Annotated in this window: 13 protein-coding genes; 11 read left to right on the forward strand and 2 right to left on the reverse strand. The window is 65.8% G+C overall.

Annotation, left to right across the window (positions count from 1 at the left end; all coding sequences use genetic code 11):
* The first annotated feature begins 64 nt into the window (after window positions 1-64).
* From ACSQ3D_RS12405 to ACSQ3D_RS12420, 4 genes are all read left to right on the forward strand, one after another.
* Window positions 65-1,555 (forward strand): iron-containing redox enzyme family protein, encoded by a 1,491-nt coding sequence (locus ACSQ3D_RS12405; RefSeq protein ID WP_436127212.1) that lies wholly within the window; start codon window positions 65-67, stop codon window positions 1,553-1,555.
* A 104-nt stretch (window positions 1,556-1,659) separates the two neighbouring features.
* A complete protein-coding gene (locus ACSQ3D_RS12410; RefSeq protein WP_436127097.1) occupies window positions 1,660-3,408 on the forward strand; it encodes a RecQ family ATP-dependent DNA helicase in 1,749 nt (582 codons plus the stop codon).
* Between the two features lie 378 nt (window positions 3,409-3,786).
* Window positions 3,787-5,304 carry an ATPase domain-containing protein gene (locus ACSQ3D_RS12415; RefSeq protein WP_436127098.1) on the forward strand — a complete coding sequence of 506 codons (1,518 nt, stop codon included), beginning with the start codon at window positions 3,787-3,789 and terminating at the stop codon, window positions 5,302-5,304.
* 18 nt (window positions 5,305-5,322) lie between these two features.
* A complete protein-coding gene (locus ACSQ3D_RS12420) occupies window positions 5,323-6,993 on the forward strand; it encodes a response regulator (protein ID WP_436127099.1) in 1,671 nt (556 codons plus the stop codon).
* 66 nt (window positions 6,994-7,059) lie between these two features.
* Here the strand turns inward: ACSQ3D_RS12420 and ACSQ3D_RS12425 are convergent, their stop codons facing one another.
* A complete protein-coding gene (locus tag ACSQ3D_RS12425) occupies window positions 7,060-7,401 on the reverse strand; it encodes a hypothetical protein (protein ID WP_436127100.1) in 342 nt (113 codons plus the stop codon).
* 139 nt (window positions 7,402-7,540) lie between these two features.
* Here ACSQ3D_RS12425 and ACSQ3D_RS12430 point away from each other — a divergent pair, with 139 nt between their 5' ends.
* Together ACSQ3D_RS12430 and ACSQ3D_RS12435 are read left to right on the forward strand one after the other, a co-directional pair.
* Complete coding sequence (locus ACSQ3D_RS12430) at window positions 7,541-8,434, forward strand: Ku protein (RefSeq protein WP_436127101.1); 894 nt, start codon at window positions 7,541-7,543, stop codon at window positions 8,432-8,434.
* A 342-nt stretch (window positions 8,435-8,776) separates the two neighbouring features.
* Window positions 8,777-10,405 carry a methyl-accepting chemotaxis protein gene (locus tag ACSQ3D_RS12435; protein WP_436127102.1) on the forward strand — a complete coding sequence of 543 codons (1,629 nt, stop codon included), beginning with the start codon at window positions 8,777-8,779 and terminating at the stop codon, window positions 10,403-10,405.
* Window positions 10,406-10,511: 106 nt separating this feature from the next.
* Here ACSQ3D_RS12435 and ACSQ3D_RS12440 read toward each other — a convergent pair whose 3' ends face one another.
* The gene (locus ACSQ3D_RS12440; protein WP_436127103.1) at window positions 10,512-12,908 is read right to left on the reverse strand and encodes a catalase; all 2,397 of its coding nucleotides are present in this window, start codon (window positions 12,906-12,908) and stop codon (window positions 10,512-10,514) included.
* A 295-nt stretch (window positions 12,909-13,203) separates the two neighbouring features.
* On the opposite strand from ACSQ3D_RS12440, the gene ACSQ3D_RS12445 reads away from it, so the two are divergent.
* The 5 genes from ACSQ3D_RS12445 to ACSQ3D_RS12465 all read left to right on the forward strand — a co-directional run bounded on the left by ACSQ3D_RS12445 (window position 13,204) and on the right by ACSQ3D_RS12465 (window position 20,261).
* Window positions 13,204-15,354, forward strand: a complete 2,151-nt coding sequence (locus ACSQ3D_RS12445) for an ATP-binding protein (protein ID WP_436127104.1) — start codon at window positions 13,204-13,206, stop codon at window positions 15,352-15,354.
* Window positions 15,355-15,546: 192 nt separating this feature from the next.
* Window positions 15,547-16,320 (forward strand): hypothetical protein, encoded by a 774-nt coding sequence (locus ACSQ3D_RS12450; protein WP_436127105.1) that lies wholly within the window; start codon window positions 15,547-15,549, stop codon window positions 16,318-16,320.
* 90 nt (window positions 16,321-16,410) lie between these two features.
* Window positions 16,411-16,674, forward strand: a complete 264-nt coding sequence (locus tag ACSQ3D_RS12455) for a DUF2024 family protein (protein WP_436127106.1) — start codon at window positions 16,411-16,413, stop codon at window positions 16,672-16,674.
* An 88-nt stretch (window positions 16,675-16,762) separates the two neighbouring features.
* Window positions 16,763-17,479, forward strand: a complete 717-nt coding sequence (locus ACSQ3D_RS12460) for a glutamine amidotransferase (protein ID WP_436127107.1) — start codon at window positions 16,763-16,765, stop codon at window positions 17,477-17,479.
* Window positions 17,480-17,636: 157 nt separating this feature from the next.
* A complete protein-coding gene (locus ACSQ3D_RS12465; protein WP_436127108.1) occupies window positions 17,637-20,261 on the forward strand; it encodes a diguanylate cyclase domain-containing protein in 2,625 nt (874 codons plus the stop codon).
* The last annotated feature ends 233 nt before the right edge of the window (window positions 20,262-20,494 follow it).

The raw sequence follows: 20,494 nt of genomic DNA on the forward strand, positions 1-20,494 counted from the left end.
TCACTCTCACGCACATTCCATGTCTGCCATCCTGAAGGAACTCTCCGATCGTCCCGACCTCCCGATGGCTGCGCCGTGGGCTCGGACTCCCAGCAACTGCTGCAACGACGAAGGACGTTCTTTCCAGCACCTGTATGGCCGGCTTGCCGATGGAATTCCGTCCGCCAATGACATCGCGCAATCGGCAGAGATGCTGGCAGGAGCGCTGGAGCGCACCGGTACGCACATGGATGACCTGCCCGCCGACCCTGCCGACCTCACCACCTGGATGACCACCAACGTGGAGCGCGTTCACACCCAATACCAGTCCTACCTGCAATCGCGCAAGGAAGGTGCCCCGCGGCGTTACTTCGGCAACCGCGCGCATGCGCTGTACTTTCTGCGGCAGGTATCCCCCACCAAACTGGTCGACGGTGCGTGGCTCTACGGCCTGTGCGCGCACGCAGCCAACCCGCGCCTGTCCAACCTGGTCACGACCTACCTCGAAGAGCTGGGCAACGGGGAGCCGGACAAGAACCATGTGACGCTCTACCGCAACCTGCTGTCACGCTACGGGCTGGACCCGGTCGATGGCCTGCCCGATGCGCTGTATGAGCAAGGGCTGATCCAGTTGGCGCTGGGATGGAACGCGCAGGACTTCCTGCCCGAAGTCATCGGCTTCAACCTGGCGTACGAGCAGTTGCCGCTGCACCTGCTCATCACATCGTACGAGCTCAACGAGCTGGGCATCGACCCGTATTACTTCACGCTGCACGTCACCGTCGACAACGCCGACACCGGGCACGCGCGCCGCGCCTGCCAGGCAGCGCTGGAGGCCGCCCCCCGCATGCCTGACGGCGGCGAATACTGGCAGCGGGTGCGGGCCGGCGCCAAGCTGGGCAACCTTGGCGTGAGCACCATGGATGTGATCCAGGGCTTCGACATCGAGGCCGAAGTGGTCCGCATCATGGCGCACAAGTCCCCGGCCGGCAACGGCGCACATTCGGACTTTTGCAAAGTGGAGGGCCGCAGCGTGAACGACTGGCTGTCGGTTCCCGAGGAGATGTCGACCTTCCTGGCAGCGCTTGAGCGCAACGGCTGGATCAAGAGGAACCGGCCGGTGGACGAGAGCCGATTCTGGAAGCTGCTGCAAGGCGAGCGCGCGGAAATGTTCGGCGTATTTTCTGGCTATGAGCTGCAGGTCATCCACGACTGGATCCGGGGCGCCGACAGCGCCGACGGCGCGGCGTTTGAAACGGCGGGTGCGGCGGCCGCGGATGGCGCGCAAGCGGCAGCAGGCCCCCGCCGCCTGATGAGCTTTCGGGTCGCTGAAAGGCTGCGTCAAGCCCGGGGCGGTGCGCAGGGGCCCAGCGACGCGTCGCTCGATGCCGACCTTGCGATCTTTCGTGAGCGGTATCCATCGCTGCAAGGTGAAGCGCAGCGCCAGCTGCTGCAGCAAGCCCTGGCGCCTGCGCTGCACTGGACACCCGCGGGCCTGGAAGCCACACGTGAATTTGTGCGGGTGCTGCATGGCGCTGCCGCGCCATCGCAGCGTGCTTCTCCCCAAACAGCTTAAGACGCGCGCCTGCGCCATTTCCCCCTGCCCATCGGCCATGCCTTTACGCCGACCGCAACCCTGAAATGCCCGTGTTGTCCGGCTTCCACAGATCCACTTCGACGATGACCACCACATCCCAAGCCTCCGCCGTGGCTAGCGCCACGCCCATTCCGGCCCCGGTACCTGCCAACATTCAAAAGACCTTGAAGAAGGTTTTCGGGCTCAAGCGCCTGCGGCCCGGGCAATGGGACGTGGTGCAGCGCGTGCTGCAAGGGGCCAGCACCCTGGCAGTGATGCCCACCGGTGCGGGCAAGTCGCTCTGCTACCAGTTGCCTGCGGTGCTGCTGCCCGGCATCACGGTGGTGGTGTCCCCCCTGGTGGCCTTGATGAAAGACCAATGCGACACGCTGCGGGGCCTGGGGGTGGCGGCGGTGCAGGTCAACAGCGCCATCTCGGCCGAGGAACTGAGCGCCGCGCGTGCAGCCATTGACGACGGCAGCGCCCGCATCGTGCTGACCACGCCCGAACAGATGGCCGACCCTTCGCTCACCGCCGCACTGGCGCGGCACACGGTGAGCCTGCTGGTGGTGGACGAGGCGCACTGCATTTCCCAATGGGGCCATGACTTCCGGCCTGCGTTTCTGGAGATTGCGCCCGCCGTCCGGGCGCTGGGCCGGCCGGCCGTGCTCGCGCTGACCGCCACCGCCAAGCCCGCGGTGATGAAGGAAATCGTGGCGCAGTTCGGCATCGCGTCCGGCAACATCATTCAGGCCGGTGCCTACCGCCCGAACCTTCAGCTCGCCGTGGAGCAGCTGTCACGGTCGGCAGATCGGCTGCCGCGCGCGCTGCAATACATCGCTGCCACCGAGGGCACCGGGGTGGTGTACGCATCAACGGTCAAGAGCGCCCAAGAGCTGTACGACAAGCTGGCGGCGGCGGGTGAAAGCGTGGGCCTGTACCACGGCAAGCTGCCCGCGGCCCGGCGCGCCGAGGCGCAGGACGCCTTCATGGACGGCAAGGTGCGTGTGATGGTGGCCACCAACGCTTTCGGCCTGGGCATCGACAAGCCCGACATCCGGTTCGTGCTGCACTACCAGATGCCCGCGAGCGTGGACACCTACTACCAGGAGGCAGGCCGCGCGGGCCGCGACGGGAACGACTCGCAATGCACGCTGCTGTACGTACGGCAGGACCGGTCGCTGCAGCAGTTCTTCATGTCCGGCCGCTACCCGACGCTGGACGACCTGCAGGCGGTGCACACGCTGCTGCACCAGGCAGCACCGGAAGGCGGTTGGACGGCCGACGCCATCGTCGACGCTGTCGCACGGCCGCGGGCCAAGACCTTGGTGGGTTTGAGCCTGCTGCGCAGCCACAAGGTCGTGCGGCGCGACCGCTCCGGGCGCTTTGGCGTGGCACGAGAGCTGAGCGGCGATGCCCTGGAAAAGCTGCTGTACGGCTACCGGCGCCGGCGCGAGCAGGACGGAGAGACGCTCGAGGCGATGGTGGCTTACGCCCAGGGCGGGCGATGCCGCTGGCACGCCGTGCTGTCCGCCCTGGGTGAGGAGCCCCCGTTCGACGGCTGCGGCCGGTGCGACAACTGCCGGCGCATGGCGGCGTTGAAACACCTCGCACCTGCCGTGGCCATGCCGGAGCGCCCCATCGAGGTCCGCCCGCCCGTCACCGCCAAACCCAGCTTCACCAGCGGCCAGGCGGTGCGTGCGCGCCGCTATGGCGCAGGCCAGGTGGTCGAAGCCAATTCGCACGCTGTGACAGTGGAGTTTGCGAACGGCACGCGCCGCACCTTTCTGCCCGAATTTGTGCGCGCCGCGCAGCCTTCGCCGCCGCTGCAGCAGCAACTGGCGGCCGCGTGACGACACACCCGTCCCGAGGGCGGCAACCGTAGCCCCCTCTCCAAAAACGCCGCGTCGAACGACCTGCCGGTAGCTGTCTGACCGGACAGCTACCTGTAGGAGCTGGCGCCCTCCAGCATTCGCCATAGGCTGACCGGCAAACCTCCCCTAACATCCGAAAATGAATTCACACCCCTGGTGGCCTGGAGCATTGCAGCCTTGATGGCTCCGGTCGACGTGTGGCGGCGGACTCCCCTGGGATTGGCCGACCGCGTATAGGTTTTGCCTCTGTCGGCACAGCCAGGCGGAAGTGGCTTGGCCGGAACACACAAAGGCCACCATGGGTGAAGCAGCGATTGCGTGTTGCAAAGTCCGCTGCACCATCGAAAGGATCCAGGTTTGTCAAACAGTTCAAGCGCCCCCTCCTCGCCCGAAGGCCTGGCACCCACTGGAATCGCGGGGCTGGACAATATCCTGAACGGCGGCCTTCCAGAGCGGCACCTTTATCTGGTGGAGGGCAGCCCCGGCACTGGCAAGACCACCCTGGCGCTGCAGTTTCTGTTATCGGGACGTGCCCAGGGTGAGCGGGGACTCTACGTCACCCTGTCGGAGACTTCGGAAGAACTCGCCCAGGTAGCCCATTCCCACGGCTGGTCACTGGACGGCATCGAGGTCTACGACCTCGTCAGCGACGAAGGGCTCAGCGAGGACGCCGAGCAGACCATTCTTCACCCCTCGGAGTTCGAGCTGGGCGAAACCACGCGCGATGTGATGCGGCTGGTGGGAGAGCTCAAGCCCCACCGGGTGGTGTTCGACAGCCTGTCGGAGCTGCGCCTGCTGGCCCAAAGTGCGCTGCGGTACCGGCGCCAGATCCTTGCACTCAAGCGCTTCTTCGCCCAACTGGGCTGCACGGTGCTGATGCTGGACGACAAGTCCGTCGGTGAAGGCGACCAGCAACTGCACAGCATCGCCCATGGCGTGATTCACCTCAATCAGAACGTGAACGCCTACGGCTCGGACAAACGCAGACTGCGCGTGGTCAAGCTGCGCGGCGTGAAGTTCAGGAGCGGCGACCATGACTTCGACCTGAACCGGGGCGGGCTGCTGGTCTTCCCACGGCTGGTGGCGGGCGAACATGGCAGCGATTTCGACACCCAGCCCATCTCCACCGGCACCCCGGGGCTCGATGAACTCCTGGGCGGCGGCTTGGCGCCGGGCAGCAATCTGCTGCTGGCCGGCCCTGCCGGGGTGGGCAAGACCACCACGGCCACCAGTTGCGCGGTGGCCGCGATGCGGCGCGGCGAAAAGGTGGCGTACTACCTGTTCGACGAAGGCCTGAACACGCTCCGGGTGCGCTCGCGCTTCCTGGGTCTGGACATCGAACCCTTCATCGCGTCGGGCCAGCTGTTGATCCGCTCGTTCGACCCGGCAGAAGTGTCTCCCGGCCAGTTTGCGCACGCCGTGCGGGACGCCGTGGAAAAGGACGGCGTCACCATGGTGGTGATCGACAGCCTGAACTCGTACATGCAGGCCATGCCCGGCGGGCAGTACCTGCAGCTGCAGATGCACGAGCTGCTGGCGTACCTGAACCTGCGGGGTGTGGTGACCCTGATCATTCTGTCCCTGCACGGCGTGGTGGGCGAGATGCGCACGGACGTGGACCTGAGCTATCTGAGCGATGCGATGGTGCAGTACCGCTTCTTTGAAGCGCGCGGCAACCTGCTCAAGGCGATCTCGGTGGTGAAAAGCCGCACCATGCGGCACGAGACCAGCATCCGCGAATTCCGCCTGGGCCCGGATGGTGTGGAAATCGGCAAGCCGCTGGCCGACTTTCACGGAATACTGGCCGGTACCGAAGCCTATGCGGGCACATATGCCCTGCTGGGCGACTCGGACACTACCGTGCCGGCCCGATAGAAAACACAAGGGAATCGCATGGAAGGTCGCGTGCTAATCCTTGCGCCGCACGGTCGCGACGCGCAGGTGATCGAGTCGGTGCTGCGCCGCGATGCGCTGCAATGCCTGATCTGCAGCGATGCGGCAACGCTGCTGTCCGAGCTGGAAGCCGGGGCGTCCACCGCTGTTCTCACGGAAGAGGTGCTGGCAGGCGGCCTGGATGAGTCGCTGCGCAACTATCTGGCGCAGCAGCCTGCATGGTCGGACTTTCCATTCGTGGTGCTGGCCACGCGCCAGCCGGTACGCCGATCCGCACGTGCGGCGCTGTCCCTGCAGGAGCTGGGCAACCTGGTGATCCTGGAGCGGCCGGTCAACCCCGACACGCTGCTCAGTGCGGCGCGCTCGGCCTTTCGGGCGCGGGCACGGCAATACGCCTCTCGGCGGCACCTGACCGATATCGAATCTGCCAAGCAGACCGTGGAGCAGCTCAATGCAGACCTGGAAAGCCGCATCGCCGCGCGCACCAGCGATCTGGCTGGGGCCAATGACCGCCTCATGCGCGAAATCGCCGACCGGGAACGCATCCAGTCCAAAGTCGTGCAAAGCCAGAAGCTGGAGGCCATCGGCCGGCTCACGGGCGGGATCGCCCACGACTTCAACAACCTGCTGCACGCCGTAAGCATGAACCTGCAGTTCATCATGCGGCTGGCCGACGAGAAACGGCTGGCCGACTACGCGCGCCGTGCCAAGGAATCCGTGGACCGGGGAGCAAGACTGACCGCGCAGCTCCTGTCCTTCTCACGCGCGCAAAGCCTCTTGCCGAAGTTGCACGAGGTCAACACGATGGTCGGCAACCTGCGGGAGCTGATCGAAGTATCGGTGGGCTCCAAGGTACAGGTGCACATGGATTTGTGCGAGGACGAGGCGTGGGCGTTGTTCGACGGTGCGCAGCTGGAAATGGCGCTGCTCAACATGGCCGTCAACTCGCGCGACGCGATGCCCGACGGTGGCCACCTGACCATCCGCACCAGGCTGGTCCCCGGCAACGACGGTGTACGGCGGGTGCAGATCAGCGTGCAGGACACGGGCTGCGGGATTCCGGAAGCACTGCAGTCCAAGGTGTTCGATCCGTTTTTCACCACCAAGGCCGACGGCGAGGGGACCGGGCTGGGACTGAGCCAGGTGTATGGCTTTGCCAGCCAGTCGGGCGGCAGCGCCGAGATCCACAGCCGCGAGGGCGAAGGCACCACGGTCACGCTGCAGTTCGCTCAGGCGACTCCGGCGGTGCAGAGCGCGCCGGACGCCGCAGCCGCGCCGGGCGGTGCCGCCAACCCCGCCAGGCGCACCGAGGTGCTGGTGGTGGAAGACGACGAAGCCGTCAGGCGGGGCATCACCGAAGGGCTGCGATTGCTGAACTACAGCGTGCGCGAGGCCAGCGATGGCGAAAGCGGCCTGCGAGAGTTGCAGCGCCGCATGCCCGACCTGCTCATGGCGGACTACCTGATGCCCGGCATGAATGGTGCCGAGTTCATCGCGGCAGCCCGCCAGCTCTACCCCGAAATTCCGGTGCTGATGGCCACGGGCTATGCGGACATGGCCGAGGTGGAACGGCTGGTGGGCGTGCAATCCGTGCTGAAGAAGCCGTTCGACCTGGAGACACTGAACTCTGCGGTGGGCAGCGAACTGGCCCGCTGGCGCCTTCGGGCCTGAAGGCCGACCCTGGCGCGGCGCGCCTGCAGCCTTGCCGTGCGGGGGCGTCGTGGCCACTGTGACAGGTCAAACGGCCGGGCCGAACCCGAATGGCGCAGGGCTGTCGGACTCTCTCGGCTTGCTTGGCACGACCTCCTCCGGCGGGGCCTGCCGGCGCTTGGCAGGCTCCCGGACGCTGTCGCTGCGCAATCTGCCGGGCCGGCGTGGACCCACGTCCAAGTCTTCGACCAGGGCTTGCAGCGCGGCCAATCCTTCGGCCATCGCGTCCTTGTAGCTGCGCGCCGCCCAGGCCGATTTCGCGATCTCGTTCCAGCGGTCACCGTCCTCGCGCTCGTTCAGCACCCAGTAAAAGGCGCTTGGCGAAGTTTCTTCCACATGGATGGAGATATGGCGCAGTGTGGTTGGCATACTGCAAGCATAGGGGCCGGGCACCCAAGGCGTGACCATGCCGAGGCCTACCGATCAGGTAAGCAAACACCTACACCCCACAACGGTGCCACGCCGCACACTGGTAACACCCGGGTTCCCCGTGCGGAGAGATCACACCATGGCCACTGGAAGTCGCACCCTCTGGAAAGGCGCCATCACCTTCGGCCTTGTCCATATCCCTGTCGGACTGCACACCGCTTCCAGCGAGCAAGGGGTGGATTTCGATTGGCTGGACAAGCGGTCCATGGACCCGGTGGGCTACAAGCGCATCAACAAGCGCACGGGCAAGGAGATCGACAAGGACAACATCGTCAAGGGCGTGGAGTACGAGGACGGCAAGTACGTGATCATCAGCCCCGAGGAAATCGAGGCGGTGTTTCCCAAGACCACGCAGACCATCGAGATCCAGCGGTTCATCGGTGCCAACGAGATGCCCTTCATCTTCCTGGAGCGCCCCTACTACGTGGCGCCCATCAACAAGAGCGACAAGGTCTACGCGCTCTTGCGCGAGACCCTGGTGGCGACCGGAAAGATCGGCTTGGCCAAGGTCGTCATCGCGACCAAGCAGCACCTGGCGGCACTGGTGCCTTCGGGGCCGGCGCTGGTGCTGAACCTTCTGCGCTGGGGTGACGAGGTCAAGACCCTGGACTCGCTGGACCTGCCCGCCTCCGGCAAGAACGGTGTGAGCGCGGCCGAGCTCAAGATGGCCAAGCAGCTGGTGGAGGAAATGTCCGGCCCCTGGGACCCTGAGGATTTCAAGGACGAGTTCCGCCTGCAGGTGATGAAGCTGGTCGACAAGAAAGCCAAGGCCGGCGAAGGCAAGACCGTGCTGGAGCCGCAAGAGGAAGCGCCAAAGTCCGGCGAAGTGATCGACCTCACCGCGCTGCTCCAGCGCAGCCTCAAAGGCGGCGGCAAATCCGGAGCGAAGCCGCCCGCCAAAACGCCTGCCCGAAAAGCCGCGGCGAAGGCAGCGCCCGCAAAAAAGGCTGCTGCGCAAAAGAAGGCTGCCTGAGCCGGACAGCAACGCCCGCTGCCGCGATTTTCGGGGATGCGATCGCAGCAGCGCGGCTGCCCGGTGAAAATTCCTGAATTGATAGCAACAACTGAGGCGGGTCGAGCACTTGAGCTGGTTTTCACTCCCATAGCCACCGGGATGTTGCTGCGCGCTCGCAGCGTGCGCTTACTAACTCCGTCTTCCAGCGCCGTCTATACGGGGCTCTACGTGCATTTTCGGCACCGCATCAACACGCACTATCGATATAGCCATTTTCTATTGACAAAGTGTTACATCCGGCCGGACCATGACATAGATCAAGTCATTGCGGGAGGAAAAATGGTAGTTCGGAATATGACGATGCGGGCCAAACTGGGGCTTTCGTTCGGGCTGATGGTGGTGCTGATCGTGTTGCTGTCTGCGGTCGCCATCAAGGACATGAGCAGCGCCAAGGTGCAGTTCCATGATTTTGTGACCGGCATCAACGCACGGGCCCACTTGGCCCAGGAGATTCGAAGCGCTGTGGACCGGCGCGCGGTGGCAGCGCGAAACCTGGTGCTGGCCACCAAGCCCGCAGAGCGCGATGCCGAAAAAGCCGCCGTCACCAAAGCCCATGAAGACGTCCAGAAGCGCCTGGGCCTGCTCCAGCAGGCCGTAGAGGGCCCGGGCATTCCGGCCAACGTCAAGGCGCTGGTTGCCGACCTCGCGAAGATCGAGCAGTCGTACGGTCCCGTGGCCCTGTCCATCGTCGATTTGGCCATGGCCGACAAAAAGGACGAGGCCATTGCGAAAATCAATGACGAATGCCGGCCGCTGCTCGCCGCCCTGATCGCCAAGACCAGCGAATACCAAAAAACGACCGATGACCGCTCCCAGCAACTGGTGGACTCCTCCGAGGCCGACTTCGAGTTCCAACGGCGGTTTCTGATCGGCCTCGCGCTGCTGGCCACCGTGATCGCGGCTGCCTGCGGGGTGGCGATCACCCGCGGCGTGCTCAGGGCCCTGGGTGCGGAGCCCGATGCGCTGAGCAGTGCCGCCAGCAAGGTGGCGGGCGGCAACCTGTCGAGCATTGCCGGGGCCAGCGCGGCGCCGGACGGAAGCGTGCTGGCATCGCTGAGCGCCATGCAGCAGAACCTGGCCAGCATCGTGAGCAAGGTGCGGGGCGCCACCGACTCCATCTCCACCGGCACCAGCGAAATCGCCATGGGCAATGCAGACCTGAGCCAGCGCACCGAAGAGCAGGCCAGCGCGCTGCAGCAGACTGCAGCCACGATGGAGGAGTTCACCTCCACGATCCGCAACAACGCCGAGAACGCCAAGATGGCCGATCAGCTGGCCATCAGCGCATCCGCCGTGGCCACACGGGGCGGCGAGGTGGTCTCCAAAGTGGTCACCACCATGCGGGACATCAATGACAGCTCGCGCAAGATCTCGGACATCATCGGTGTGATCGATGGCATCGCCTTCCAGACCAATATCCTGGCGCTCAACGCCGCTGTAGAAGCCGCGCGGGCTGGAGAGCAGGGCCGCGGCTTCGCGGTGGTGGCCACCGAGGTGCGCAACCTCGCGCAGCGCAGCGCCAGCGCCGCCAAGGAGATCAAGGCCCTGATCAACGAGAGCGTGGAAAAGGTGTCCGTGGGTACCGGTCTGGTGGACCAGGCCGGGCAGACCATGGTCGAGGTCGTGGGGGCGATCAAGCGCGTGACGGACATCGTCGGCGAGATCAGCTCGGCCAGTTCCGAGCAGAGCACGGGCATTTCCCAGATCGGCCAGGCCGTCAATCAGATGGACCATGCCACGCAGCAGAACGCAGCGCTGGTGGAGCAAAGCGCCGCTGCTGCCAAGAGCCTGGAGATGCAGGCGCAGCAACTGACCGAGGCGGTGCGCACCTTCCAACTGGAAGACTCGGCAAGCACCGCGTTCGGGCACGCGGGGTCAACGCGTGCGATCGCTGGAGTTCCCTCCCGGGCCTTGCTCGCACCGGCTTGAGCCGCGGCCTGCGGCGACTGCGACCTGGCACTTGCGAATAGCGAATTGCGAATTGCCACTTGCGACGGGCCCCACCAGCGGGGGCCGTCGCTGTGGCAGCCCTCGCTCAGACCAGCGGCGGGTCCGTCTCCCGCTCCGGATGGCGGTGGCGGGCAATGCCCTCGATGAACAGCTCGAACTCCCGAGACCCTGCACCGAACACGATCCCTGGGTCCGCGTCTCCCGATGGGAGCGTGGACGGAATCTGCGCCTTGAGCATCAGCGCCGAAGACGCCGGCATGACCAGAATGGTCTTGCCGTGGCGGAACTGGTCCTTGAGGCATTCCATGGTGTGGCCGTCCGCGGACAGCGCCTTCACCCCTGCATCGCCGTCGGGCAGGGCCAATGCATCGAACAGGAAGCCGGGCTCGTTCTCCAGCGACGCATCGGCGTTGATGGCCACCTTGTCGGCCGTTTTCACCGGCCCGATGCGCGGCGCCACGAAGCGGCCGACCGCCCCTTGCGCGAACAGCGCGGCTTGGAGATCCACCGCGCTCTGCCCCACCACGCCATCAGCCACCAGGATGGCCACCTTGCGGCCCATCAGGCTGCCGTCACCCGGACGGGCCAGCAGCGACAACGCGTCCGATCGGGCCACCTCGGGCTTGGGCGGCTTGGCGAGCGCGCGCTGCATGGGTGGGGGCAAAGGCTCCATGCCCAGCCCGGCGGCCACCTCGTGGCCCAATTCCTCGGACACATTCAGCAGCGATGCCACCATGCGCTCCCGCACTGCCGGTACCGTCACCTTGCTCAACTCGAAGCGGAAAGCGGCAGCGATGTGTGCTTTCTCCACGGGCGTCTGGCTCTCCAGGAACAGCCGGGCCTGCGTGTAGTGGTCGGCGAACTTCTCGGGCTTGGCGCGGACCTTGCCTTGTGCTTCCTTGGCCTCGATGCGTGCGGGCACCGACACGAAGCCCTGCGCCGCACCCGCCTGGAAGGGGCAGCCTCCCGCAAGGGAATTGGGCTCGTAGGAGACCTTTCCGCGGTGAATGGCCTGCCGGTGCATGCCGTCGCGCTGGTTGTTGTGCACGGGCGCGACCGGGGCGTTGATGGGCAACTCGTGGAAGTTGGGCCCGCCCAGCCGCGATATCTGCGTGTCGATGTACGAATGGATACGCCCTGCCAGCAGCGGGTCGTTGGAAAAATCGATGCCCGGCACCACGTGCGCCGCACAGAAGGCCACCTGCTCCGTCTCGGCGAAGAAGTTGTCCGGGTTGCGGTTGAGCACCATGCGGCCGATGCGGCGCACGGGCACCAGCTCTTCCGGGATGATCTTGGTGGCGTCCAGGATGTCGAAGCTGAAACTGTCTGCCTGCTCTTCGGTGAACACCTGCACGCCCAGCTCATATTCCGGATAGGCACCGGCCTCGATGCGCTCCCAGAGGTCGCGGCGATGGAAATCTGGGTCTGCGCCGGATATCTTGACCGCCTCGTCCCACACCAGCGAATGCGTGCCGGCCTTGGGGTTCCAGTGGAACTTCACGAACACCGACTCGCCCGCTGCATTGACGAACCGGAAGGTGTGCACGCCGAAGCCCTGCATCGTGGCGTAGCTGCGCGGAATGGCGCGGTCCGACATCACCCAAATCAGCATGTGGGTGGACTCCGGCATCAGCGAGACGAAGTCCCAGAAGGTGTCGTGCGCGCTTGCGGCCTGCGGCATCTGGTGATGGGGCTCGGGCTTGACGGCGTGCACCAGGTCGGGGAACTTCATCGCGTCCTGGATGAAGAACACCGGCATGTTGTTGCCCACCAGGTCCCAGTTGCCTTCGTCGGTGTAGAACTTGACGGCAAAGCCGCGCACATCGCGCGCCGTGTCCTTGGAACCGCGCTCGCCCTGCACCGTCGAAAAGCGCACGAACACCGGGGTGACCTTGCCCGCCTCCTTGAACGGTGCGGCACGGGTGAGTTCGGTCAACGGCTCGTAGCATTCAAAAAACCCGTGGGCGCCAGAGCCGCGTGCATGCACGATGCGCTCGGGAATGCGCTCGTGGTCGAAGTGGGTGATCTTCTCGCGGAGGATGAAGTCCTCCAGCAAGGCCGGGCCACGCTCGCCATATTTGAGCGAGTTCTGGTTGTCCGCAATCGGCACGCCCTGGTTGGTGGTGAGCACCTGCCCGGTAGAGTCCACCCGCACCCTGTCCAGGGGGGCGATGGTGGCGTTCACACCTTCGGGCGCCACGGTGCCTGTCTTCTCGGTGCTGTTGGCCTCCGACAAGGTGCTGCCCAGCGGCAGGCGGGACGGTGCCTCTACCGTGGTGCCCGCCGGGGGATTCACGCCGTTCTGAAAGCCGTGTTCGGCCGCCTTGCCCGGGTTGTAGGGCATGGCTGCCGCCATGTCATGGGTCTCGCCAGCCTTGGCGGAATGCGCATCGGCGGGGGGACCGAGAGCGGACGGGCCGCTGTCGGTGTTTCTGGCTGCGGCAGCTGCCGAGGTGCCTGCAGCACGGGTGTCTTTGATCATTGGGGGGCCTTGTTGCGTGGTGGAAGGCCCTGGGACGCGCAGTGTGCTGCTCCAAAGCCACATTCATCTTGTGTACGGCCCCATTGCGGGCTTGTAGGCGGCGGCGCTGGAGGGCGGTCAGGGAATGAACCGGCTCAGGTCCCCGCTTTCCCGTGCTCCAAGGAGCCCAACCCTTCCCAAGAGACGCCAGCGCCACCTACCTGCCAGTAAGAATCGGTTGTAATCCACACTGCAGGTTTGCGTGCCGAGCCCCGGCACCCCCGCCACCACCGAACCGTGATTGCAAGGACGGAACATGCCGGACAGCCCCGCCGCAGCCCCCCACGCTCCCCGCCAACGGGGCGACTCGGTCCGTTGGCTGCGCCTGCTGGTCATGCTGAGCATTGCAGTCCCCCTGTTCATCTATCTGGTGGTGGGCGCGGTGCGGTACGTGGGCGCCCGCGACGACGCCGCCGCGCGCGTGAGCCGCTCGCTGCGGGTCGCCCATGAGCATGCCTCCAAGGTGATCGCGGCGTCGGAAGCGCTGCAGGACAAGGTGCTGGTGCTGGTCAGCGGCAGAAACCCGGCTGAACTGCGCAGCAACGAAACCGCCTTGCACGAGGCGTTGCGGGCCAGAACCGTGGACCAGCCCCAGATCCAATCCATTCTGATCCTGGACGCCCAAGGCAAGACCGTCGCCAGCAGCCGCCTGCTGCCGTTCCCGGTCACGGACCTGTCCGACGGCGAGTACTTCAAGGTCCATCAACAGGGGTTCAAGGGCTCCTACCTGTCCAAGCCCCTCGTGACGCGCACGACGAAAGAACCGGTGCTCAACCTCAGCACCGGCTTTTACGACCACGAGGGCCGGTTCGCCGGGGTCATCAACGTCACCCTGCTGACGTCCTACTTCCGCGGCTACTACAGCGACCTGGTGGCCGACGACCCGGGCCTGGCGGTCAATCTGTTTCGGGAAGGCGGGGAGATCTACACCCGGTGGCCGGACATCGCTGGTGCGCCGGACCGGCTGTCGCCGCAAGGCCCGGTGCTCACGCACCTGCGCACGGGCGAGGAGTCTGCGCAGCTGCGGGGCATTTCATCGGTCAACGGGGAAGACAGCTTCCTGGCCTACCGCAGGGTCAACAACTACCCCCTCTACGTGGGCACGGGCATGAGCCTGATTGCGCTGCGCAATGACGTGCTGACCGAGCTGGGGACGCTGTTCGCCATGGGCGCGCTGCCCGTGGCGGCACTTTTCCTGACGGCCACCCTCGCGCTGCGCAACGCCCGGACCGCGCTGCAGACCATGGAGAGCCTGGAGAAGGAAATCGAAACCCGCCACCGCGCCGAGGAGGCCCTGCTGCAGGCCCAGAAGCTGGAGGCGCTGGGCCGGCTCACCGGCGGCGTGGCGCACGACTTCAACAACGCGCTGATGGTGGTGAGCAACAACCTGCACCTCATCAGGCGCGCGGCACCGGGCGTGGCGACGAAGCAAGTGGACTCCATCGCACGGGCGGTCAAGTCGGCCACCAACCTCACACGGCAACTGCTGGCCTTCTCGCGCCGCCAGCCGCTGGTGGCAGAACACGTGGTGCTGCAGGAGAAGCTGCCGTCCATCAAGGACTTGGTCAGCCCGGCGGTGGGAAGCCAGATCCAGCTGGATGTCCAGGTGGATGCCGCCACCGCACCGGTCACCCTGGACCTGGCGGAACTGGAACTGGCGCTGCTGAACCTGGCCATCAACGCGCGGGACGCCATGCCCAAGGGCGGATCGCTGTCGATCATGGCGCGCAATGCGACCGCCGCAGAAGCAGGCGCCAGCACGCCCACGGACATGGTGCTCATCGACGTGCAGGACTCGGGCACAGGCATCGCGCCGGAGCTGATCAGCAAGGTCTTCGAGCCCTTCTTCACGACCAAGGCCGTCGGCGAGGGCACCGGCCTGGGCCTGAGCCAGGTGTACGGCATGTGCCAGCGCCTGAACGGGCGGGCAGAGATCTCCAGCGAGCTGGGCGTGGGCACACGGGTGCGCCTGCTGCTGCCCGCAGCCGCGCCACAGGTGCAGCAGGCCTCGGCGTCCCACCCCACGCTCGCACCGCTGGGCAAGACCGTGCTGATGGTGGAAGACAATGAAGAGGTCGCCGCATCGCTGGTGCCCATCCTCGAATCGCTCGGGTGCCGCGTGACGCATGTGGACCGCACGGCCAAGGCCCGGCAACTGCTGGAGCGCGGCGACCAGCCGGACATCGTGCTGTCCGACGTGGTCATGCCGGGCGACATGGATGGGGTGGGCCTGGCCCAGTACATCCGCCAGACCTGGCCGCGGCAGCAGCTGCTGCTGATGACGGGGTATGCCGAGCAGCTTGACAGCATCCGCGGCCTGGGGTTCGAGGTGCTGCCCAAGCCCTGCACGCCGGAGATGCTGTACACGGCGCTGGCGAAGCTCACCCGGGCCCACTCCCAAGGCTGAATGGCCGGTTCGCCCTGCGCTATCGCGCTGGGATGTGCCTGACAACGGCCTGCCTGGACGCCTGGACGCCTGGACGCCTGGACGCCTGGACGATTGGATATCTTAAAAACACGAATGGCGCCCATCGCCAAGGCGCTGCGGGGAACACTTGCATCCATGCAATCAGCATGACCACTGCAAGGCGAGGACCCCATGACACTGCACCATTCCATTCAGCGCGCCACCCTGGCCCTGGCCTGCGCCACACTGGCCTCCGTCGCCGTGGCACACGGCACTGCACACACGGGCAAGGCCCATAGCGACGGCATCCAGAGCGCGCCTTCGGCCGCCATCAAATCACCCTACGACATCGTCCACACCAAGATCACCACTGACGGAAATGTGGCGATCTTTCACATGCATGTGTCTGGCAAAGCCGGCGCGAACAAGCCGACCAGAACGGGCAAGCTGGCTGGCACCAGCGTGTTCTCCTATGTGTGGCCCACCACGCTGGACCCCGCATCGGTGGGGTTCGAGCCCGGCAGCGGCATCCTGGCATTCGCCGTGACTTCCCACCCCGACTTCGACGACACCCCGCTCTTCGACGAGAACGGCGATGGCCGCACCGGCAACGACGGTGGCGTGTGGCATTCGCACTGGGTGGTACTGCAGCCCGACGAGGCGTGCGGCAAAGGTGCGCTCAAGGTAGTGGACATTCCAGAGGGCAGCAAGCCCCGTGTCCCCAAGACGTGGCCCGGGCTGCCCATCCTGATCGACAGCCCCGGCTGGAGCCCCACCTTCTCCGGCGGCACGCTGGAGGTGCGCGTGCCTTTTGACGACATCGGTGCCGTCAACGCAGCCAGCTTCGACGGCGTGACGGCCGCGCTGCGCGTGAATGCCAGCGTGCACAGCCCGCTGCTGTGCGTCGTCGATGTGTTCAAGACCGCGTCGGGCAACCTGTCCCTGCCCGGCAAGACGAACAAGTAGGACGGGCAGACAGCGACCGCGAGGGCACGCAGGCTGTGTGCCCACCGGTTGCAAGCCTGTGATTCATTGCCACCGACACCCGGACACCCCATGCAAATTTCAGTCTATGACACCTACGTGCAGCGCCCCGACGGGCGGCGCATGCACTTCGACATCCTGGTACCTGCCAACCTGACCGATGAAGAGCGCGTCCTGCAGTATGGCCGTACCTATCTGGCGGCCAGGGGCCTTGAAGCCACCGCGCTGAAAGCCGAGAAGTGCAACTTCTGCCATACCGAGTCCGCCCACCCAGCGGTAGAGCAGGAGATCGCGCAGCACGGCTTCGCCATCATCGAGCTGGAGCACTGCACGTGATGGCCGCACTGCCCATCGCCTGCATGGACCGCCCGGCAGCACCGCCTGCCACGGCGCCAAGGCGGCAGGCTTCAAGGGCCGAAGCATCATGAAAACCGAACGCCCCATGGTGCTGGCCTTGCGCCACGTCCACTTCGAAGACCTGGGCACCCTGGAGCCCCTGCTGCGCAGGCGCGGCTACGAGGTGCGCTATGTTGACCCTGCGTTGGACGACCTGCAAGCCATCGACAACACCACACCGGCACTCGTCGTCGCGCTGGGCGGCCCGGTGAGTGCGGTCGATGAGGACCGCTTTCCTTTTCTGACGGCGGAACTGCGCCTGCTGGAGCGGCGACTGGCCAGCGGCAAGCCCTTGCTGGGCATCTGCCTGGGTGCACAGCTCATTGCAAGGATTGCGGGTGCCCGGGTACAGCCCATGGGGCACCCTGAGATAGGCTTCAGCCCGTTGACCCTGTCGTCGGGGACTGCACCGGAGCTGTCCGTGCTGGCCCCGCTGGCAGGCATCCCTGTGCTGCACTGGCACGGCGACCATTTTGAGTTGCCCCGGCATGCGCAGCTTCTCGCCAGCACCGCCCTGTGCAAGGAGCAGGCCTTCACCCTGGGCACGGCTGTGCTGGCGCTGCAATTCCACCTGGAGGCAGACCCTCGCCGCATCGAGCAATGGCTGGTGGGCCACAGCAGCGAGCTGCGGCAGGCGGGAGTTGCGCCCCACCGCATTCGCGCCGATGCGCTGAAGGTGGGTGGGGCGCTGGAACCGGCCGCGCAGCACGTGTTCACCCGCTGGCTGGAATCGTGCAAGCTTTAAGAAGATCCAGGCGCGCCCGGCTCGGTCCAGCGTGACACCACCGCCTTGGTGAGCGCCCAGCATTGCGGGGGGCTATCAGGCCGGCGAGAGCACTTCGGCCCCCCAATTTTCAGGGTAAACCCGTCGCTCGGCGATGACCGTGTGGGTAACATTCCCCATGCCCTTGAACTCCATCACGCCAGCGAGTCAGGCCGAACAACAACGCCGAAAGCTCGGCGCGCTGCTGGTCGGGGGCAATCTCTTGCTCGGCGCAGTGCTGGCAGGTCTGGTGCTTTCCGTTCTGTCCTCTTCCCGGCAAGCGCATGAAGACCGGGCGCGTGCTGCAGCCGAGCGGTTCGTCGCCATCGCCAGTGCCAGCCTGCAGTCGGAACTGGGCGTTGTGGACACGGTGCTGAAGATCACCATGGGCGATCTGCAACGGGCTGGCTTCGACGCGGGCGCCACCGTGCAGGACATCAACGACCACCTGGCGGCCAAGCACCGGGTGCTGGCAGGGGTGGAGGGGTTTCGGGTGGCGGATGAAAACGGTCTCGTCCGGTGGGGCAACCTCATCGACAGCACCTCTCCACCCGACATCACCGACCGGGACTTCTTCTTTTTCGCCAGGGATTCCAGCTCCGACAAGGCGGTCGTCTCCGACCCCGTGATCTCGCGAGTGTCGGGCCACCCGGTCATCGTCGTGGCCCGCCCCATGGCATGGGACGGCAAGTTCCGGGGCGTGCTGTACGCCAGCATCCATACCGAGCACTTCGAACAAATCTTCAAACGGTACGAGCTGGCCGATTCCGACGGCATTTCGCTCAGAACCAACGACCTGAAGCTGGTGGCATTGCAATCCCCGCGGGGCCGCGGTGCGGCGGCGGTGGGCAGCCGGGACGTCGCGCAGGAACTGCAGGACTCGCTGCGCAGCAAGCCGTCGGCCGGCAGCTACCTGGCGACCTCGAAAGTCGACGGCATCAGCCGCACCTTCGCCTACCGCGAAGTGGACGGCTGGCCCCTGCTGGCGATTGCGGGATTGGACAACTCCAATCGGTGGAGCCAATGGCGCGGCGAGATGCTGGTAGTGTCGCTCCTGGCAGGCTTGGCGTGGGCACTGAGCTGCGCGGCGACCATCGCCGTCTACCGATTCGGCAGCCGCGCTCTCCGCGCAGTGGCTGCGTTGCAAGCACAAGGCCGGCAGACGCAGACGCTGCTGCGCGTCGCGGGAGACGGCATCCACATCCTGGACCGCGCGGGGCGCCTGGTCGAATTGAGCGACTCCTTTGCCGAAATGCACGGCTCGTCCCGGGACAAGCTGCAAGGCCAGCATGTGTCGAGCTGGGACGCGAACCAGAACGAGGCCCGAATCGATGCCTGGCTGGCCAAGATCCGGGATGGGGACAGGCAGCGTGTGGAGGTCCAGCATGTGCGCTCCGACGGCAGCATCATCGATGTGGACCTGCACTGGCGCGCCGTCGACATCGACGGACACCTGCTGATCTTCGGCTCGGCCAGGGACATTACCGACAAGAAACGCCTGCTCCAAAGCCTGGAAGAGTCCTCGGCGCGCATCCAGGACCTGTATGACCACGCACCCTGCGGATACTTTTCGCTGGACGCGGACGGGCGCTTCGTCCACCTGAACGCCACTGCCAAGGCATGGCTGGGGGGAGATTTACCGTCCGACGCGAAGTTCGTGGGGCTGCTGGACGCGGCGACCCGCCCGCAGTTTCGGGACCATTTCATCGCCCTGGCCCTGCAGCTCCACGCACCCGAGATCGAGGTCTGCATCTCGCCCGCCAACGCCCCGCAGCGCCACCTGTGCATCAATTCCACCGCCGTAAGGGATGCCGATGGCAACTTCCTGATGAGCCGCACGGTGGCGGTGGACATCACGGCCCAGCGTGAAGCGCAGCAGCGTGTGGAGTCGCTGTTGCGCGAGCAGTCGGCCATGCTCAACAGCGATGTGGTCGGCATGGTCAAGTTCCACCATGGCAAGGTCCGCTGGAAAAACCGGGCCTTCGAAAAAATGCTGGGCTACGAAGACGGTGAACTGACCGGCGCCGCCATCGACATTCTGTGTGCGGAAGACGGCGATCGCCATGCGCTGGCGCAAGAGACCCTGCTGGACCTGCGCAGGGGAGACAACTACCGGGACGACGTGCGCCTGAAGAAAAAGCACGGCGACGTGATCTGGGTGGATCTCAACGGCGTCCAGCTGTCCAACACCGAATCGTTCTGGATGGCGGTGGACATCACCGAAGCCAAACGCGCGCACGAACAGATCACCCACGTGGCCTTTCACGACGCGCTCACGCAGTTGCCCAACCGGCTGCTGCTGCTGGACCGCATGCAGCAGGCCCTGGCCGGCGCGCAGCGGTTCGGGCACGAGGTGGCTGTGTGCTTCATCGACCTGGACGGCTTCAAGGAAGTGAACGACCAGCACGGGCATGAGGCGGGGGACAAGCTGCTCGTGGCGATCGCCGCACGGATCACCGCCAGCATCCGCGCGACGGACACCGCGGCGCGGATCGGGGGCGATGAGTTTGTCCTGCTGCTCGCGCCGCTGTCGGGGAACGAATGGCACGCCATCCTCGAGCGGCTCATGCAGACGGTCGATGCGCCGATCGCGCTGGGTGAACGGTTGCAGGTCAACCTGGGGATGAGCATCGGCGTCGCCCTGTCCAAGGGCCGCACCGAGGCTGAAGTGCTGGTGGCGGAGGCCGACGGAGCGATGCTTCAGGCCAAGCGCGGTGGCAAGGGGCGCATCCATCTGGCGGGCAGCGCGCAGCAGGCAGCTTGACGGCTGGGTTCAGCGCTGCTGGTTGTAGCGCACTTCGCGGCTATATCGGCCCTTGCGGAAGGAGCCCATGCTGCGCCCGGGCCGAGCAGAGCCCTGATTGCAGGGTGACCCAGGCAGGCCCACGCCTGGAGCGCAGCCGTCGCCGCGCCGGCGCGTGGCCTTTTTTATTTTCCTGGAAGCCTGACCCCCGGTGCGTCCCGGTGTGTGCCTGACTTGCCACAAGAATGACGGCT

The organism is Acidovorax sp. LjRoot117, assembly GCF_964252695.1.
Lineage (GTDB): Bacteria > Pseudomonadota > Gammaproteobacteria > Burkholderiales > Burkholderiaceae_C > Acidovorax.

Bases quoted from the DNA above. Each gene is read 5' to 3' on its own strand.
- ACSQ3D_RS12465 (WP_436127108.1), top strand. From the start codon at position 17,637: ATGCCCTTGAACTCCATCACGCCAGCGAGTCAGGCCGAACAACAACGC.
- ACSQ3D_RS12430 (WP_436127101.1), top strand. From the start codon at position 7,541: ATGGCCACTGGAAGTCGCACCCTCTGGAAAGGCGCCATCACCTTCGGC.
- ACSQ3D_RS12450 (WP_436127105.1), top strand. From the start codon at position 15,547: ATGACACTGCACCATTCCATTCAGCGCGCCACCCTGGCCCTGGCCTGC.
- ACSQ3D_RS12460 (WP_436127107.1), top strand. From the start codon at position 16,763: ATGAAAACCGAACGCCCCATGGTGCTGGCCTTGCGCCACGTCCACTTC.
- ACSQ3D_RS12435 (WP_436127102.1), top strand. From the start codon at position 8,777: ATGCGGGCCAAACTGGGGCTTTCGTTCGGGCTGATGGTGGTGCTGATC.
- ACSQ3D_RS12425 (WP_436127100.1), bottom strand. From the start codon at position 7,401: ATGCCAACCACACTGCGCCATATCTCCATCCATGTGGAAGAAACTTCG.
- ACSQ3D_RS12440 (WP_436127103.1), bottom strand. From the start codon at position 12,908: ATGATCAAAGACACCCGTGCTGCAGGCACCTCGGCAGCTGCCGCAGCC.
- ACSQ3D_RS12420 (WP_436127099.1), top strand. From the start codon at position 5,323: ATGGAAGGTCGCGTGCTAATCCTTGCGCCGCACGGTCGCGACGCGCAG.
- ACSQ3D_RS12455 (WP_436127106.1), top strand. From the start codon at position 16,411: ATGCAAATTTCAGTCTATGACACCTACGTGCAGCGCCCCGACGGGCGG.
- ACSQ3D_RS12405 (WP_436127212.1), top strand. From the start codon at position 65: ATGGCTGCGCCGTGGGCTCGGACTCCCAGCAACTGCTGCAACGACGAA.
- ACSQ3D_RS12445 (WP_436127104.1), top strand. From the start codon at position 13,204: ATGCCGGACAGCCCCGCCGCAGCCCCCCACGCTCCCCGCCAACGGGGC.
- ACSQ3D_RS12410 (WP_436127097.1), top strand. From the start codon at position 1,660: ATGACCACCACATCCCAAGCCTCCGCCGTGGCTAGCGCCACGCCCATT.